The organism is Streptomyces sp. NPDC097617 (assembly GCF_044761485.1).
Lineage (GTDB): Bacteria > Actinomycetota > Actinomycetes > Streptomycetales > Streptomycetaceae > Streptomyces.
Map to the genome: position 1 here is coordinate 1 of NZ_JBIWCL010000034.1, position 16652 is coordinate 16652.

Genomic DNA, 16652 nt, shown 5'->3' on the forward strand with positions numbered 1-16652 from the left:
ACTCCAGCTCCAGTGAAGTCAGAATGATCAAGAGATCGCAGAGTGGCTCACTTTTGATCCGCCGTCCGTGGCCCTCATTTCACCCGTCGCCGAGACAGGGCGGACCGCGCAGAAGCCTCGGCACCCGAGGCCCGCGGCGTCCAGAGTCCAAGTTGCGGTGAGAAGGACGGCGAAGCCGCAGTGGTCCGAACGTCGCCCCCTGGGCCTGTGTGGCGGGCGCAGCGAGGCCATTCGGGTCCGGCTTGCGGTGCCGAAGGGTGGCGGCAAGGAGAGAGTCCGAAGAGGCCACGCGCCTGCCCACCCCCGTCGCCTCGGGAATGCGTCAAGATCGAGAGCCCGCCGATGCCGACGGGCGCGATCACCTCAGGCCGATGCCGATGGATCGGAGGATTCGCTGGCGCGGCGGTATTCGGCGTTGATGCGCTGGGCTTCTTCGAGCTGGTCTTCCAGGATGATGATCCGGCAGGCGGATTCGATCGGGGTGCCGTGGTCGACGAGTTCGCGGGCGCGGGCGGCGATGCGCAGCTGGTAGCGGGAGTAGCGGCGGTGTCCGCCGTCCGAGCGGAGCGGGGTGATGAGGCGGGCCTCGCCCAGGGCGCGGAGGAAACCTTGGGTGGTGCCGAGCATCGCTGCGGCCCGGCCCATGGTGTAGGCGGGGTAATCGTCGTCGTCGAGACGGCCGAACGAGTCGTCTGCTGTCATTGAACCTCTTTCTGGAACGCGTGGAGGGGCCCTGGTGCCTATGGCACCAGGGCCCCGAAGGAACTGCTACACCATCTGCCGGCCCTGATACTGCGCCGGCCTTCTGTTTCCGCTGACCTGGCCGAGATGCTGCCGGGAATGCGGGGATCGCGGTTGCTTGACCGGAGACCACCTCACTATCGATGTCCTGCGGTACCCGGGCTTCTACCTGCCGGCCCGGGCGATCCTGATGGCGCTAAGCTCCTCCGTTCTTCCCTCGGTGATCAACTGCTTACCAAGCGGGGGACTGCGTAATGCTGGTAATGCTCACTGCTCTACCGCGTACTGCTTGTCATGCTCGCGGCCTGACCTAGCGCCGCTTCGGCAGCCAGCCCCGTTACCTGTCCTGCATCTGCTCTGGCTTGGAACCCCACTGCCGAACTTCCTGGTGGCCGCGCCTGCACTCGACGCCTTCACCAAGGTGCTGCTCACTGACTTCACTGCTGGGTACTGCACTTACGAGAACTGCACTTACAGGTACTGCCACTGCGTCAACTGCGGTACTGCTCGTGGTGGCCCCTGATCACTGCGGGCCACCCGGTCCGGTCGTCAGTCCCGTCGCCATCCTGCAGTAGCTCTGGCTTCGAAACTCCACCACCGCACCGTCCTGCGCACTGCAACTACGGGTACTGCGTCTACTGCGGGTGGTGATTACTGCTGTACTGCGAACCGCTTGTACTGCTCGTGACCTGACCTAGCGCCACGTTTCGGCAGCCAGCCCCGTCGCCCGTCCTGCGTCTGCTCTGGCTTAGAACCCCACTGCCGAACTTCCCGGTGCGCGCGCCGCAGCCGACGCCTTCACCGAGGTGCTGCTCACTGACTTCACTGCTGGGTACTGCTCGTGGTGGCCCCTGATCACTGCGGGCCACCCGGTCCGGTCGTCAGTCCCGTCGCCGTCGTTCAACTGCTTGGCTTCGGGACTCCACCACCGCACCGTCCTGCGCACTGCAACTTCGGGTACTGCGTGTACTGCTGCCCGGCAGTTCGTCTCTGCCGGGCCCTGCTGTCTCTCTGGGTTACGAGAGAAACCATAACCACGCCACCACCCAATGTCTACTCCAGTCGCGATAGATTTTTGAGTGCGTGCCACGGAGGTAATCCGGTCGCGTCAGGTTGAACAGTCGTGGGTCAGGGAACAACGACCGGGCAGGCAAGGCCGGACACCGACAACAGACCCGGAGCGCGCGATGACCACGATGAGCGCCGAGTGCACAGCCCTTGCTTCTCCGTCCGCCGTCGCCGAGGCGCGCCAGGCCACCCGGACATTCCTCGGCGCCCTTGGGCCGTGGGGCATCGATCGGGATTGCGCCGACACCGTGATCCTGGTCGTCTCCGAGCTCGTCACCAACGCCCTGCGTCACGGCGGCGGCGCCTACGCGCTTGGCCTGGCCGTGCACTCCGACACCATCGAGGTCGCCGTCGAGGACTCCAGTCCCCACGCGCCGCGCATGCGTACCCCCGACCTCGTCGACGGCACCGGCGGGTTTGGCTGGCACATGGTCAACGACCTCGCCCGCGCCACCATTGTCACGCCCACGCCCGGAGGCGGGAAAGCCGTACGAGCCCTCCTGCCCCGTCGGACCGGCGGAAAGCGCGAGCCTGCGGTCGGGTAGCCGAGCCAGGGCCTCTCCGCGCGGAGTCCTGACGGTCAGGACTCGGTGCCGGGCACGGGGCGGAGGGCCTGGTCCATGCGGATGATCCGCAGGACGTGCAGCGTGTGGGCGGGGACGGCGGCGAGTTCGATGTCGGCCTGGGCGGCCTGTACGCGGTTTCCGGCGGCGGTCAGGGCGCTGATGCCAGGCCAGCCGGAGTGCGGTTCACCCAGGTGCGCTTCCCTGGGGGTATGCGGAAGGGCCCGACCGGCGTACTGGTCGGGCCCTCTTCGCTGTTCGGGTGGCGGCGCGCGCCGGGCGCCCACCGGTCAGGCGGTCGCGGGGGTCCCGAGCATGGCGGAGGCCCGCTGGAGGGGGCTGAGTACGCGTGCGGCCACGGTGGTTTCGGGAAGGGTTCCGCGGCAGGTGAAGCCGAGCTGGGTCATGGCGCGGAGGACTTCGCCGGCACTGAAGTCGCGTCGGTCCTGGCGGGTGACGACCTGGCCGACCTGCTTGACGGGGTAGGTGCGGCGGCCGATGATCACGGACTCGCCGACGACCTGTTCAGGCTTGATGCCCTTCATGGATTCCAGGACTCCCGTCTTGGTCAGGTCGAACGGGAAGCGGGCGATGACACAGCGCATGATGCCTCACAGAGAGAAGAGAGGAGGGGTCCGGCCATGGTGAGGTGGTTCAGCGGGCGAGGGCGAGGACGCCCAGAGCGCTGCCTTGCTCATCGACGACGGGCAGGGCGGCGAGCTTGCGGTAGCGCATCGCGTGCTCGGCCTCGGCCATCGTGGTCATGAATGAGGTGAACGGCCCGTGGTCACCGAGGACATCGCGCAGACGGAGCCGGTCGGTGTACGCGGCGCTGTCGCGGATGGAGCTGAGCTGCTCCCGCGTGATCAGCCCGGTGCAGAGGCCGTCCTCGTCGCAGACGAGCAGATGGTCCGTGCGGGAACTGGCCGTGACGGCCAAGGCCACCTCGACGGTCATGTCGTCACAGACCTGCGGACCAGCCGCCTCCATGGCGTCGTCCACCGTCCGGTGCGTGAGGTCGGCATGCGGGGAGCGGGGCTGCATCTGGACCAGCGTCAAAATCTGCCTCCTGCAGAGATGGGTCAGTTTCCTGATCACGTGGTTCTCAGGCCGCCGCATCGAAGGCGGACTGCCGCGCGCTCGCGCGCCGGGCAGCCGAGGCGGGCCCGCGCCGGCCGCGGGAGGCCGTGCTGCGCTTGGGCCGCTCGGATACCGGTGCGGTGATGGTGACCGGGATGCCGGAGGGTGCCTGGGCGCCGGTGATGCGGTTCAGGGCCTCGTCGCCCGAGTGGACCTGGGTGGTCTGCGGGCTGATGCCGGCGGCCGTCATCAGGCGGGCCATCTCGCGGCGCTGGTTGGGGGTGACGAGGGTGACGACGCTGCCGGACTCGCCGGCGCGGGCGGTGCGGCCGCCGCGGTGCAGGTAGTCCTTGGGGTCGGTCGGCGGGTCGACGTTCACGACGAGGTCCAGGTTGTCGACGTGGATGCCGCGGGCCGCGACGTTGGTGGCGACCAGGACGGTGACGTGGCCGGTCTTGAACTGGGCCAGGGTCCGGGTCCGCTGCGGCTGGGACTTCCCACCGTGCAGGGCCGCGGCCCGTACCCCGTTGTCGAGAAGGTCCTGGGTGAGGCGGTCCACTGCGTGCTTGGTGTCCAGGAACATGATCACCCGGCCGTCGCGGGCCGCGATCTCCGTCGTCGTCCGCTGCTTGTCGGCGCCGTGGACGTGCAGGACGTGGTGTTCCATCGTCGTCACCGCACCGGCCGAGGGGTCGACCGAGTGCACGACCGGGTCGGTCAGGTAGCGGCGCACCAGCAGGTCGACGTTGCGGTCGAGGGTGGCGGAGAACAGCATCCTCTGACCCTCGGGACGCACCTGGTCGAGGAGGGCGGTGACCTGGGGCATGAAGCCCATGTCGGCCATCTGGTCGGCCTCGTCGAGGACGGTGATCGCGACCTGGTTCAACCGGCAGTCACCACGGTCGATGAGGTCCTTGAGGCGGCCGGGCGTGGCGACGACCACGTCGGCCCCGGCGCGCAGTGCGGCGGCCTGGCGGTAGATCGGCATGCCGCCGACCACGGTGGCCAGGCGCAGCTTGACCGCCCGGGCGTAGGGGGTGAGGGCGGCGGTGACCTGCTGGGCAAGTTCGCGCGTCGGTACGAGGACCAGCGCGAGCGGCTGACCCGACTCGGCGCTCTGGCCGGCCGTACGGGCCAGCAGGGCGAGGCCGAAAGCAAGGGTCTTGCCGGAGCCGGTGCGGCCACGGCCGAGGACGTCGCGGCCCGCGAGGGTGTTGGGGAGCGTGGCGGCCTGGATCGGGAACGGCGTGGCCATGCCCTCGCGGGTGAGTGTGGCGAGCAGCTGGGCCGGCATGGCGAGGTCGGCGAAGGCCTCGACGGCGGGCAGTGCGGGGGTGATCGTCTTCGGCGGTGCGAACTCGCCCTGGATCGCGGCGGGCCGGCGGCCGTATCCGCCCGAGCGGCTCGGGGCTCCGGAGCGGCTCTGGGCCGAAGAGCCGAAGCGGCTGCCCCGGCCCGAGCCAGCGCCGGTACCGAAAGCGGGGCCGCCGGTGCGGCTTCGGGTGCGGGAGGAGCGGTCGTTCGTACGTGTGGGGTTCATGCGGAACCTTCCTTGATACGGCACGTATCAAGGAATTCCCGCAGCGTAGGAGCGGCGCAGGGAATTGCGAGAACGGGCCGATTGAAATGCGAAAGCGGATCTGGCGGACAGGAAATCTGTACGGGCTCAGGCGCTGGAATAAGGTGGCGTCATTGTGGACGCGACAACCAAAGCAAGGGACTCGGATGCGGCGCAGAGGGGGCCGGTCGGCCGAGTGTCTCAATGCTCAATACCGCGGGTGAACGCACCGCGGGAAATGCGTGCAGCTGGGGCCCGCACCCCGAGGGATGCAAGCCCCAGCTGCAGAATGCGTCTCAGCGCTTAGGCGGGAACGATGTTCTCGGCCGTCGGGCCCTTCTGGCCCTGCGCGATGTCGAAGGTGACCTTCTGGCCCTCGTTCAGCTCGCGGAAGCCCTGGGCGGCGATGTTCGAGTAGTGGGCGAACACGTCAGCGCCGCCACCCTCCTGCTCGATGAAGCCGAAACCCTTTTCCGCGTTGAACCACTTCACGGTACCAGCAGCCATGTCATATCTCCTTTGGGGCAATACATCAGCGTCTGCACTATGCGGACGCCGTGTCGCCGCGATGATGCCCCGCCCGGTAAACGACCGGAAAATACAAAACGCTTCCAGTGGAATGAATTCCGGCTGGAGGCGCTTGAAGTTTCTTGGGTACCAAAACTGCAACCGAGATCGACAGTAGCACGCTGCAGTGGCTTGTGTGCGTTGATTATTTCCATCGGCCGTGTTGCAGTAGAAACTCTCCCCACTGGATCCATTAAATCCTTAGGCCGCGGTCATAGATATTGATTCGCCCCGAGCGCAGTGTTCTTGCGTGCTCGCCGCAGGCTGCGGCATGCGGTGTCGGGATCCCGCAAGGCAACGAACGGAAAGTCGCTGCTGTGGAGGCGGTCGGGGCGTCCGGAGGGGGCTCGGCGAGGCGCCGCATGCCCGCGCGAACTGGTCGGTGCGGCGGGGTGGTTGATCGCCTGCGTTTCGGGGTGCGAACGGATGGACCCGAGCAGCCTGTGGCGCGGGTCATGCACATGGCCCCTCGCGGGTGCGAGACCGCATCGCGCTCCTACGGTCCAGACGGCCCGTGAAGAGCCTTCTGGCCAGGGGGTTCAGGGGAGTTGGGGCACGCGGAGGGCACGGCAGGGCCCGATAGGTCTAGACAACAAACAAGCCCCAGGTCGCTGACCTGGGGCTTTGTAATGGAGCGGATGACGGGAATCGAACCCGCGCTATAAGCTTGGGAATCTATGGCGTACCGGGCACCGGTAAGGCGTCTGACCTGCGAAAACACCCCGCCGAGCAGGCTGCCGCGTGGGTCTGCCTGCGCCCGTATTGACCGCTGTTCACCGCTCCGAAGGGCACGGATAGGGCACGTGCCCGTCGGCTGGGGTGTATCCCCCGCCGGGTAGGCGGATCGGAAAGGGTTCGACACCGTGCGACGGGGCCCGCGCTGCGCGTGCAACCGGGAGGGTCGGTGCTGGTGAGGGGGCCCGTGCCGCAGGGGAAGCCTCATGCGTCGGGCCGCCATGGAGGCGATTGCGCCTTGCCTCCCGGAATCGTGAGAGTTGACGCAAGACGGTCGGGGTGGGAGGCTGATTGCGTGTTCTCTCCCGCCTTCGTGAGGGCAGCCGCAAGGAGCTGGTCATGGAATTGCTGTCGGTGAAGCAGGCTGCGGCCCTGCTCGGGGTGGATGACTCCCGTGTTCGTCAGTTGCTGCACGACGGAAAGCTCCAAGGCCAGCGAGTCGGTGGCCGTTGGCTGGTTTCCGGGGACAGCGTCCGGGATCGCAAGGACCGGGGCCCTCGTTCGCGGAGACCGCTGTCGGTCCGAAACGCGTGGGGCGTACTGGCGGTACTGGACGGCAATCGGCCCGTGGGTCTGTCCGACGCCGAAAGGTCCCGGGTGAAGATGCGGTTGCGGAATCTCCTGGTTCACGAGCGGTCGGCCCCGGCGCTACTCCAAGAGCTTCTTGCTGCCCGGGCTGAGCTGCGCTCGTACCGCGTTCATTCAGGCATGCTGCCGGCGTTGATCGCCGCTCAGGAAGTGGTGAGGGGTGGAGCAAGCGCCGCAGCCCAGGTGGGGGCGGACTATGTCGCTCTCGGTCGTGCGGAGATCTACGTCCATCCCGAGAAGGTGGACAAGTTGGAAGCCGAGTTCGGGTTGGTCCGTGACGAAGAGCGGGGCAATGTCTTGCTCCGCGTTCCCCCGGCGGAGATGTGGTCGTTCCTGACTTCAAGGCCTGTAACGGCTGGGCAGGTCCGTGATGCTCCGGCCTCGGTAGTGGCGGCCGACTTGCTGGACCTCCACGAGGGCCGAGCCGACACCGCGGCAGCCGGGCTCCTCGAGGTTCTTCTGGCTCGCTACGTACAGCCTCGGAGGGTGTGATCATGGTGGTGGAGATGCCCGACGTGCGACTGGAATCAGACCTATTCGCCGATCCGCTGGTGGAGCTGTGGGGCGTTTTGTTCGACCTGTCGGAGCGCGTGCCGGATGCCTGGTCGCTGATCGGTGGGCAGATGGTGCTCCTGCACGGCCTGGAGCACGGTCGGACTCCACCGGCGGCGAGCGCCGACCTGGATGTCCTGGCTGATGTGCAGTCTGACCAGCAGAGCTTGCGCCGTCTGGTCGCGGCGCTGGAACGGCTCGGGTTCTCCCCAGCAGGGATGTCGCCGCAGGGCAACCTGTTGCATCGCTATCAGCGCGGTGTGGAGCCACAGCGATTGGTGGTGGATCTGCTGGCGCCCGACAACCTCGGCCCCCGTGCAGACCTCACAACGACGCCGCCCGGCCGCACGCTGGAGGTGCCAGGCGGCCGGCAGGCTGCGCAGCGCACCGAGGCTGTGGTGGTTCAGCTGGGGAACCGTACGGGCCGCATTCGCCGCCCCAGTCTGCTTGGGGCGATCGTGGCAAAGGCTGCCGCAGTGAGCATCAAGACCGCTTCACCGGAACGTCACTACCGCGATCTGGCGTTCTTGCTCTCGTTGCCCGCCAATCCTCTGCAACTCAGAGATCAACTCGACAAGGGTGACCGTAAGAAGCTCGCGTTCGCGAAGGCCTTGAACGATCCGCAGCATGCAGCTTGGCGTCAACTGACAGACGAGAGCGCCCGGGTGGACGGCCAGGCCATGTTCGCGTTCTTGTCTCCGTCTTCGTGAAGCGAGGCGACGGAAGGCCCGTGACTTCGTTGCTTGCGAGGTGGTGCACAAGCAAGCAATACAGTTGGAACCGTTGCCGCTCCGTCCTGTTGGCCGCAACGTTGCCCGGTGAGTGCTTTGTCAGTGCCTGCTGTCACTCTTTCTCCTCCACTTCACAGGAGTAGAAGGAGGAAGACGGTGGCGGGACTTCTGAATGCCTTAGTGCAGGTGAGGCGCCCTGGACGGGCCCACTTGCCGGCGGTGGTGCCGCCCCAGAGAGGTGAGCCCAGTGCCGCCGGGGCCGTGGCCGGTCAGCCTGACGGCGGCGGCGCGGCGGGGGAAGTGCTCCCTGCTGCCACTCAGCGCGTCTGGGTGATCGTCGAGGGACCCAACGACCCGGATGAGACCCAGCGCGCGGTCGAGGCACTCGGATCCCAGCCGGGATGGAAGGTACGGACCGCACAGCCGCACGACAGGTTGATGGTGACAGATGGGCGCGTTGTTCTGGTCATCGATGCCCTCGCGTACGGCCAGCGGAGGACGGCGGTTGGTGCTGTCCGCGAGCAGGCGGTCCGCCTATTGAGGAAACCTCCAGTCAACTTCCAGATCCGGGAGGCAAGACTCGCCCGGTACGAGGAGGAGCGGGGTACCACCCTGGTACGGGTGGTGCGACGGACGCCGCCGGGGGCTGGGAGGTTCCGCCGCTGGCTTGGACGCCACATCCAGGCCCTCGGCGGAGCCGATACCGGTCATGTGCTGACTGTTCCGCTCGTCCCCGGGGGAGGACGGTGAGCAGCTGAAGGCCAGGGTGAAGGAGCAGTGGGCGAATCTCACGCAGGGATCTGCGGTGTTCGACGACGACATCCACGACCTTCGCCTTTCTGTCGGGCCCAGACCAAGACGGGAGACAGAGGAATCATCGTCACCGAGTGATGTTCTGCGCCGCTTTGGACCTGCGGCGATGGCACTGCTCGCTGCGGCCTTCCCGCTGCTGTGTGCCTGGACGATTGCGTCGTTCTCCTCCCCGTGGCGGTTTCTGGCGTTGCTGGCGCCTCTCACTGCTTTCGGGCCGGTTGGCCACTGGATTACGTCGAACGAGCCAAGGCCCCGGCTCATGCGCCTCGCGTGCGGTGCGGTCGTCGTGGGCGGCTCGACCTGGGTGGTGCACCAGTGGCTGGTACACGGCCCAGCCGGGTTCGGAGCCCAGGCTTGGGGGTTGGCCCAGGGACTGCTGATGTTGTTGACCGTTTCCGGCTGCTGGCATGCTTTCTCCCGCTCGTGGCTGAGCCGCAATCGGCTGCTGCTTCTGCCCGTGCTCATCGCGCCGCTTCCGTTCGTGCTTCCTTGGATCGGTTCCTTCCTTCACACGGCCTATCTCGAAGATGTGTTGGGAAGCCCCGAGCCTGCCGTGCACATCAGTTTCTACTGGCGCTCCTCTGCGGCACTCAAGCCGGTGGCACTGACACTTGTGATCACACTGATCTACGTGTCCCTTTACGGATGGGCCAAGTACTTCAACCTGCACATCTCGCAAGGCGTGATGGTGAATGGGGTGTTTCCCCTACTCGTCCTGCTCGCAGCCCTCGGGGTGGCTGAGCTGACCTTGAAGGAGGTCCAGGCTGCTGCGGAACGTACATACTCGGCTGCGGTCAAGGGCGATCAGCCTCCGGGATACTTCGGTATCAAGGGGCGGCTGGTTTGCGTGCGACCGGTTGACCCGGCCAAACCGATTTCCGTCCAGCCGGGCCCGCTCCCGACGAGCCGGCCCGTCCTGGTGTTCCCCCGGGAAGGCAGCGACCTGTGGGTGTGGGATCCCTCCCCGGCGCGTGGCCGCTTCTCTTCCGAACATGCCGTCCGCATGCGAGCTGAGGATGTCTCCCTCTATCCGGCGACCGGCACCTCCTGCCCGTGACTCTGGCCACCACGGCGCAGCACCCGCTCCGTGGTGGTCTTGAGCCCAGCGATGGGTCGTTATGAGCCGCTGCTCCCAGTGCCCCCGCCGCATGTCTGGTGATTCCGAAGTGCGGATTGCTCCCTGGGCCGCTGCCACCTCGAAGGCATCTATGGTCCGCGCATGCCGGCCCTCGGATAAGGCCGCGTTGATCTACCGGCACTCTGATCACCACAGGCGGAAGGAGGTGCGGGCGGGGCTGACAGGGATGGTCGCGCGGGGTGACAGGAGGCTGCCGAGCAGGCCGCGCGGGGAAGACAGGTGGTGCGCTAGTGGTGCGCGGCGCCTCGACGGGTCTGGACAACGAAGAAGGCCCAGGTCGATGACCTGGGCCTTCTTGCAAGAGCGGATGACGGGAATCGAACCCGCGCTATAAGCTTGGGAAGCTCATGTTCTACCATTAAACTACATCCGCACATCGGGCCAGTTGCCTGGATCCGTGGCTTTCCACACTCTACCTCATGATCGACCCCCGGTGAATTTGCCGCGGGGTCGTTGTCGTGTGTGGCGTGCACCGAGGCGTGTGGGTGCGGGAGTTGGGGCGTACCGTGTGAGTGCGGAGCGGCGGCTGGAGCGGGTACCGAACATCCCTTAATGTGGCGATTCGTCGCAGTATGGTTTGTTGGGGAAAGGGACTCGATGGAGCACACCGTCGTCCGTTGTGCCGAAGGGCACGTTTTCAGTACCGCCTCCTTCCCGCTGCAGCACCTCGGTGCCGGCCGGATCGGGCCCGGGCGGTTGCTGAGGTGTCCGCGGTGCGCGCGCCTGCGCCACGCCGTGCCCGTGGGGGGCGTGAAGCGCTAGGCAGCGGTGGACGCTGGGCCGGGCGCGCGGGTCGACCCCTCTCGATTGGGGGTGGCCCGCGCGCTCTGCGTATCCTCGGGACGTGCTTCTCTCTGACAAAGACATCCGGGCCGAGATCGACAGCGGACGGGTTCGCATCGACCCGTTCGAGGATTCGATGGTGCAGCCCTCCAGCATCGATGTACGTCTCGACCGGTTTTTCCGGGTGTTCGAGAATCACCGCTACGCCCACATCGATCCGGCGGTCGAGCAGGCGGACCTGACCCGGATGGTCGAGCCGGAGGGGGACGAGGCGTTCATCCTCCACCCCGGTGAGTTCGTCCTCGCCTCGACGTACGAGGTCATTTCGCTGCCCGACGACATCGCCTCCAGGCTGGAGGGGAAGTCCAGCCTGGGCCGCCTCGGTCTGGTGACGCACTCGACCGCCGGGTTCATCGACCCCGGTTTCTCCGGTCACGTGACCCTCGAGCTGTCGAACCTCGCCACCCTGCCGATCAAGCTCTGGCCGGGCATGAAGATCGGGCAGCTGTGCATGTTCCGGCTCAGCTCGCCCGCCGAGTTCCCGTACGGCAGCGAGCGCTACGGGTCCAGGTACCAGGGGCAGCGCGGGCCGACCGCCTCGCGCTCCTTCCAGAACTTCCACCGCACCCAGGTCAGGCACGAGGCATGAGCGACGTACGCGAGAACCTGACCTACGAAGGCTTCGGGCGCGCCGTGCGCGAGCTGGCGCAGACGATCGCCGACGACGGCTACGAGCCCGACATCATCCTGAGCATCGCCCGCGGCGGCGTGTTCGTCGCCGGCGGGCTGGCGTACGCGCTGGACTGCAAGAACATCCACCTCGTGAACGTCGAGTTCTACACGGGCGTGGGTACCACTCTTGAAATGCCCGTGATGTTGGCACCCGTCCCCGAGGCGATCGACTTCACGGACAAGAAGGTCCTCATCGCCGATGACGTGGCCGACACCGGCAAGACGCTGAAGCTCGTCCACGACTTCTGCCTCGGCCACGTCGCCGAGGTGCGCTCCGCCGTCGTCTACGAGAAGTCCCACTCCCTCGTGAAGTGCGAGTACGTGTGGAAGAAGACCGACGAGTGGATCAACTTCCCCTGGTCCGTCGAGCCGCCCGTCGTGAAGCGCGAGGGCCAGGTCCTCGACGCCTAGTCCGCCGGACCGCCCCAGGCATACGGGAAGGGCCCGCCGCGCAGATCGTGCGCGGCGGGCCCTTTTGTCTTCGCGGGGCGGGGCTAGATCGTGCCCAGCTTGATGATCGACAGCAGCGCGACCAGCTGGATCGCGGACGCGCCCAGGGCCTTCGGCCACGGCAGGTCGTGCGACTTGCTGATCAGCGAGGTGAAGAGGGCTCCGGCCGCGACCCAGGTGGCCCAGCCCAGGACCTGGACGACCATGTTGTCGCCGCCGAGGAACACGGCGAACAGCAGGCGCGGCGCGTCCGTGATGGACATGACCAGCATCGACAGGCCCACGGTCGGCTGCCAGCTGCCGTCGCCGCCCAGCTGGCGGGCCAGCGTGTGCGTGACGGCGCCCAGGATCATCCCGCAGATGACGAAGGCCACGCCGGCCGAGAGGACGATCGGGACGGCCTTGGCCAGGGTCGCGTTGATGACGTCCTCGCGGGCGTCGTCGAGGCCGAAGACCGCGAGGAGCCCGTAGAGGAAGGTCACGATCAGCGCGGGGCCCCAGACGGGGTAGTCACGCATCTGCAGGAAGGTCTGCCCCGGCCGCGTCACGATGCCGCGGAGCAGCTCCTTCCACGGCAGCCGCGGCCCGGACGGCGCGGCCGCGGCCGCGCCCGCCTGGTAGGTCGCGCCCTGGCCGTACGGGTCCTCGCCGACGGCGAAGACCTGGGTGTGCCCCGGGTTGTCGTTGGTGTAGCCCCCACCGCCGCCGCTGCCCCCGTGGCCGTACGGGGGCTGCTGCGCATGCGGCGGCTGCTGTCCGTACGGGTCGAAGTACTCCGGCTCGCCCTGGCCCCCGGCGCCCGGCTGCGGCCACTGCTGCTGCGGTGGCGGCCCGCCGACGGGAGGGTAGGGCGGCTGGCCGTACGGCGGCGGCGGTTGCTGCTGACCGTACGACTGCTGCTGCTGCGGGGGTTGTTGCGGAGAGCGGTTGTTGTCCCGGCCGCGTCCGATCCTGAATCCAGCCACGTGATCGAACGTACCTGGTCCGGCGGGCGTCGGTGGCCGGGCGGCCGGAACAGCCACCCTTTGCGGCTGACCTGTGACATCCCTTAGGGGATCCCCGAGGGGTTGTCCCCACCCCGGGTCGGGCCTGACCGTGTGTCCGGTCTACCGGGTTGAGTGGCGTTCTGCGGCTTTCCGTTACGTTGTCGATGGAATACGCGCATATCAGGTCCGTGGCTTCGTACGCGTCGCCGCCCCGCAGCACGAACGAGCACGAGAAGAGCCCACACCATGCGCAACACTCGCCGTACCACTCTCCGCAGCGCAGCCGTCGTCGCCGGCGCGGCCACCCTCCTGGCCCTCCCGGTCGGGTCCGCCTTCGCGGACTCACCGGCCGCACCGGAGGCGGCGGTGAAGCCGGCCCCGGGCGTCAGGGCGTACGTCACCGCGGTGAAGCCGGCGGACGGGTCCGTCGCCAAGGTCCACCGGATCAGCGGCAACCACTTCGAGGCGGACATCCTCGCCGGCTCCACGAGGCTGGACACTCTGGTCAGCAAGGGCGCGGCCGCGTCGTACGGGCAGAGCAACGGCCTGCACGTCGTGCTCCAGCCGAACGGCTCCATCACCTCGTGGATGGACGGCGCGCCGAAGCCGAAGCCGCAGCCGCAGCCCAAGCCCGAGCCGCACGTGAAGGAGGCCAAGAAGGTGAGCTCGGTGCGGATCGCGATGCCCGACGGGCGGATCGCGGTGCTCGTGGACGGCCCGAACGGCAAGCACGTCGAGATATCCCTGCCGAACGGCCGGGTGCTCGGCGCGCTCGACCTCGCGCGGCCGAGCGCGTACAGCGACGGCTGGACGTACCGGCTCGTCCGGGACGGCAAGCGCGTGACGTTCGTCGTCATCGACGGCAGGAGCGGCGGGAACAGCTGGGTGTACGACTTCCCGGCGGGTGTGGCCGGGGTGGGCTTCGCCGTGCCGCGCAGCCACCGCTGAGTCCCCGCCCGTACACGCCGGAACGGCCGGCCCCCGCGTGGGGACCGGCCGTTCCGGTGCTGTGCGTGGCCCTACTTGGTTTCGGACTCGGCCTCGGGGTCGGTCTTGGCCTCGGTCTTGGTCTCGGGCGTGGCGTCGGCCTTCGCCTTCGCCTCGGCCTCGGGCTCGCCCTCGGGCGTGGTGTCGGCCTTCGCCTCGGCCGCCGGCTCCGTTTCAGCCTCCGGCTCGGCTTCCGCCGTGGCCTCCGCCTCCGCGGCAGCCTTCGCCTCGGCTTCCGCCTTCGCTTCCGCCTCGGCAGCAGCCTTCGCCGCCGCGGCCTCCGCCTCGGCCGCGGCTTCCGCCTCGGCCTCCGCCGCGGCCTCCGCCGCGAGCGCCGCCAGCTCCGCCTCCGTCGGGCCCGGAATCTTCACGGAGTCGAGCAGCAGCTGCGCCACGTCGACCACCTGGACGTGTTCCTTCGCCTGGCCGTCGTTCTTCTTGCCGTTCACCGAGTCGGTGAGCATCACGAGGCAGAAGGGGCAGGCGGTGGAGACGATGTCCGGGTTCAGGGACAGGGCCTCGTCGACGCGCTCATTGTTGATGCGCTTGCCGATCCGCTCCTCCATCCACATCCGCGCGCCACCGGCGCCACAGCAGAAGCCCCGCTCCTTGTGGCGGTGCATCTCCTGCTGGCGCAGGCCCGGCACGGCCGACATGATCTCGCGCGGCGGCGTGTAGACCTTGTTGTGCCGGCCCAGGTAGCACGGGTCGTGGTACGTGATCAGGCCGTCGACCGGCGTGACCGGCGTGAGGCGGCCCTCGTCGATCAGGTGCTGGAGCAGCTGCGTGTGGTGGATGACCTCGTACTCGCCGCCCAGCTGCGGGTACTCGTTCGCGATGGTGTTGAAGCAGTGCGGGCAGGTCGAGACGATCCGCTTCGCCGACTTCGGCTTACGGGTCGAAGGATCTTCATCGTCCTCGCCGAACGCCATGTTCAGCATGGCCACGTTCTCCTGGCCCAGCTGCTGGAACAGCGGCTCGTTGCCCAGGCGGCGCGGCGAGTCACCGGTGCACTTCTCGTCGCCGCCCATGATCGCGAACTTGACGCCCGCGATGTTCAGCAGCTCCGCGAAGGCCTTCGTGGTCTTCTTGGCCCGGTCCTCCAGGGCGCCGGCGCAGCCGACCCAGTAGAGGTAGTCGAACTCGGAGAGGTCCTCCGCGTCCTTGCCGATGATCGGGACCTCGAAGTCCACCTCCTTGGTCCACTCGACGCGCTGCTTCTTCGCCAGGCCCCAGGGGTTGCCCTTCTTCTCCAGGTTCTTGAGCATCGTGCCCGCCTCCGACGGGAACGCGCTCTCGATCATCACCTGGTAGCGGCGCATGTCGACGATGTGGTCGATGTGCTCGATGTCGACCGGGCACTGCTCCACGCACGCGCCGCAGGTGGTGCAGGACCACAGCACGTCCGGGTCGATGACGCCGTTCTCCTCGGCGGTGCCGATCAGCGGGCGCTCGGCCTCCGCGAGAGCGGCGGCCGGGACGCCGGCGAGCTGCTCGGCCGTGGCCTTCTCATTGCCCTCCATGTCCTTGCCGCCACCGGCGAGCAGGTACGGGGCCTTGGCGTGCGCGTGGTCGCGCAGCGACATGATGAGCAGCTTCGGGGACAGCGGCTTGCCCGTGTTCCAGGCCGGGCACTGCGACTGGCAGCGACCGCACTCCGTGCACGTGGAGAAGTCGAGGATGCCCTTCCAGGAGAACTGCTCGACCTGGGAGACACCGAAGGAGTCGTCCTCGCCCGGATCCTCGAAGTCGATCTCCTTGCCGCCCGAGGTCATCGGCAGGAGGGCGCCGAGGGCCGTGGAGCCGTCCGCGTTCCGCTTGAACCAGATGTTCGGGAAGCCGAGGAAGCGGTGCCAGGCGACACCCATGTTGGTGTTGAGCGAGACCACGATCATCCAGATCAGCGAGGTGCCGATCTTGATCATCGCGGTGAAGTAGATGGCGTTCTGCAGCGCGCTCGCCGAGAGTCCCTTGAAGGCCAGCACCAGCGGGTACGAGACGAAGTACGCCGGCTCGTAGCTGTCCACGTGGTGGATCGCGCCCTCGAGGCCGCGCAGGCACAGGATCGCGAGGCCGATGGTCAGGATGATGTACTCGACGAAGTACGCCTGCCAGGCCTTCGAGCCGGTGAAGCGTGACTTGCGGCCGGCCCGCGAGGGCAGGCTGAGCAGCCGGATCGCCATCAGGACCAGGATGCCGACGACCGTCATCAGGCCGATGAACTCGATGTAGAGCTCGAACGGCAGGAAGCCGCCGACGATCGGCAGCACCCAGTCGGCCTGGAAGAGCTGGCCGTAGGCCTGCGCCAGGGTCGGCGGCAGCGTCAGGAAGCCGATCGCGACGAACCAGTGCGCGAAGCCGACGATGCCCCAGCGGTTCATACGGCTGTGGCCGAGGAACTCGCGGACGAGGGTGAGCGTTCGGGCCTTCGGGTCATCCGTGCGGCTGCCTGCCGGCACGGGCTGGCCGAGCTTCACGAAGCGGTAGATCTGCGCCACGGCTCGGGCGAGCAGCGCGACGCCGACCACGGTCAGGACCAGCGACACGATGATCGCGGCGAGTTGCATGGAAGGGCTCCTC

General features: G+C 67.7%; 16 protein-coding genes and 1 tRNA gene. 8 read left to right on the plus strand and 9 right to left on the minus strand.

Translation table 11 applies throughout. From position 1 onward, the window contains the following. Positions 1 to 363 precede the first annotated feature (363 nt). Positions 364 to 702, minus strand: a complete 339-nt coding sequence (locus ACIQZO_RS36040; RefSeq protein ID WP_403634890.1) for a MerR family transcriptional regulator — start codon at positions 700 to 702, stop codon at positions 364 to 366. Positions 703 to 1928: 1226 nt separating this feature from the next. Here ACIQZO_RS36040 and ACIQZO_RS36045 point away from each other — a divergent pair. Further along, complete coding sequence (locus ACIQZO_RS36045) at positions 1929 to 2354, plus strand: ATP-binding protein (RefSeq protein ID WP_403634893.1); 426 nt, start codon at positions 1929 to 1931, stop codon at positions 2352 to 2354. A 35-nt stretch (positions 2355 to 2389) separates the two neighbouring features. Here ACIQZO_RS36045 and ACIQZO_RS36050 read toward each other — a convergent pair whose 3' ends face one another. The 5 genes from ACIQZO_RS36050 to ACIQZO_RS36070 all read right to left on the minus strand — a co-directional run bounded on the left by ACIQZO_RS36050 (position 2390) and on the right by ACIQZO_RS36070 (position 5517). Then, complete coding sequence (locus tag ACIQZO_RS36050) at positions 2390 to 2659, minus strand: hypothetical protein (protein WP_403634895.1); 270 nt, start codon at positions 2657 to 2659, stop codon at positions 2390 to 2392. 3 nt (positions 2660 to 2662) lie between these two features. Next, positions 2663 to 2977: an SCO5918 family protein gene (locus ACIQZO_RS36055; RefSeq protein WP_403634898.1), complete on the minus strand. Its 315-nt coding sequence runs from the start codon at positions 2975 to 2977 to the stop codon at positions 2663 to 2665. A 49-nt stretch (positions 2978 to 3026) separates the two neighbouring features. Beyond that, on the minus strand, positions 3027 to 3431 hold the full coding sequence (locus ACIQZO_RS36060; RefSeq protein WP_403634901.1) for a CBS domain-containing protein: 405 nt from the start codon (positions 3429 to 3431) through the stop codon (positions 3027 to 3029). A 46-nt stretch (positions 3432 to 3477) separates the two neighbouring features. After that, positions 3478 to 4992, minus strand: a complete 1515-nt coding sequence (locus tag ACIQZO_RS36065; protein WP_403634903.1) for a DEAD/DEAH box helicase — start codon at positions 4990 to 4992, stop codon at positions 3478 to 3480. Positions 4993 to 5313: 321 nt separating this feature from the next. Then, positions 5314 to 5517, minus strand: coding sequence for a cold-shock protein (locus ACIQZO_RS36070; protein ID WP_030873616.1), 204 nt, complete (start codon positions 5515 to 5517; stop codon positions 5314 to 5316). 1134 nt (positions 5518 to 6651) lie between these two features. On the opposite strand from ACIQZO_RS36070, the gene ACIQZO_RS36075 reads away from it, so the two are divergent. From ACIQZO_RS36075 to ACIQZO_RS36090, 4 genes are all read left to right on the plus strand, one after another. Then, the gene (locus ACIQZO_RS36075) at positions 6652 to 7392 is read left to right on the plus strand and encodes a type IV toxin-antitoxin system AbiEi family antitoxin (protein WP_403634906.1); all 741 of its coding nucleotides are present in this window, start codon (positions 6652 to 6654) and stop codon (positions 7390 to 7392) included. A gap of 2 nt (positions 7393 to 7394) precedes the next feature. Next, positions 7395 to 8162, plus strand: a complete 768-nt coding sequence (locus ACIQZO_RS36080) for a hypothetical protein (protein WP_403634909.1) — start codon at positions 7395 to 7397, stop codon at positions 8160 to 8162. Between the two features lie 351 nt (positions 8163 to 8513). After that, a complete protein-coding gene (locus tag ACIQZO_RS36085) occupies positions 8514 to 8933 on the plus strand; it encodes a hypothetical protein (RefSeq protein ID WP_403634911.1) in 420 nt (139 codons plus the stop codon). 55 nt (positions 8934 to 8988) lie between these two features. After that, positions 8989 to 10053 carry a hypothetical protein gene (locus ACIQZO_RS36090; RefSeq protein ID WP_403634913.1) on the plus strand — a complete coding sequence of 355 codons (1065 nt, stop codon included), beginning with the start codon at positions 8989 to 8991 and terminating at the stop codon, positions 10051 to 10053. Positions 10054 to 10436: 383 nt separating this feature from the next. Here the strand turns inward: ACIQZO_RS36090 and ACIQZO_RS36095 are convergent. Beyond that, positions 10437 to 10507, minus strand: a tRNA-Gly gene (locus tag ACIQZO_RS36095). A 471-nt stretch (positions 10508 to 10978) separates the two neighbouring features. Here ACIQZO_RS36095 and dcd point away from each other — a divergent pair. Together dcd and ACIQZO_RS36105 are read left to right on the plus strand one after the other, a co-directional pair. Then, positions 10979 to 11566, plus strand: a complete 588-nt coding sequence (dcd, locus tag ACIQZO_RS36100) for a dCTP deaminase (RefSeq protein ID WP_403634916.1) — start codon at positions 10979 to 10981, stop codon at positions 11564 to 11566. Continuing rightward, on the plus strand, positions 11563 to 12060 hold the full coding sequence (locus ACIQZO_RS36105; RefSeq protein WP_382589192.1) for a phosphoribosyltransferase: 498 nt from the start codon (positions 11563 to 11565) through the stop codon (positions 12058 to 12060). The genes dcd and ACIQZO_RS36105 overlap by 4 nt, the downstream gene beginning before the upstream one ends. Positions 12061 to 12143: 83 nt before the next feature. On the opposite strand, the gene ACIQZO_RS36110 is transcribed toward ACIQZO_RS36105, so the two are convergent. Further along, positions 12144 to 13064 (minus strand): Yip1 family protein, encoded by a 921-nt coding sequence (locus ACIQZO_RS36110; RefSeq protein WP_403634919.1) that lies wholly within the window; start codon positions 13062 to 13064, stop codon positions 12144 to 12146. A 267-nt stretch (positions 13065 to 13331) separates the two neighbouring features. Between ACIQZO_RS36110 and ACIQZO_RS36115 the strand changes: the two genes are divergently transcribed. Next, positions 13332 to 14033, plus strand: a complete 702-nt coding sequence (locus ACIQZO_RS36115; protein WP_403634922.1) for a hypothetical protein — start codon at positions 13332 to 13334, stop codon at positions 14031 to 14033. A gap of 71 nt (positions 14034 to 14104) precedes the next feature. Here ACIQZO_RS36115 and ACIQZO_RS36120 read toward each other — a convergent pair whose 3' ends face one another. After that, positions 14105 to 16639: a heterodisulfide reductase-related iron-sulfur binding cluster gene (locus ACIQZO_RS36120; RefSeq protein ID WP_403634924.1), complete on the minus strand. Its 2535-nt coding sequence runs from the start codon at positions 16637 to 16639 to the stop codon at positions 14105 to 14107. Between the last annotated feature and the right edge of the window lie 13 nt (positions 16640 to 16652).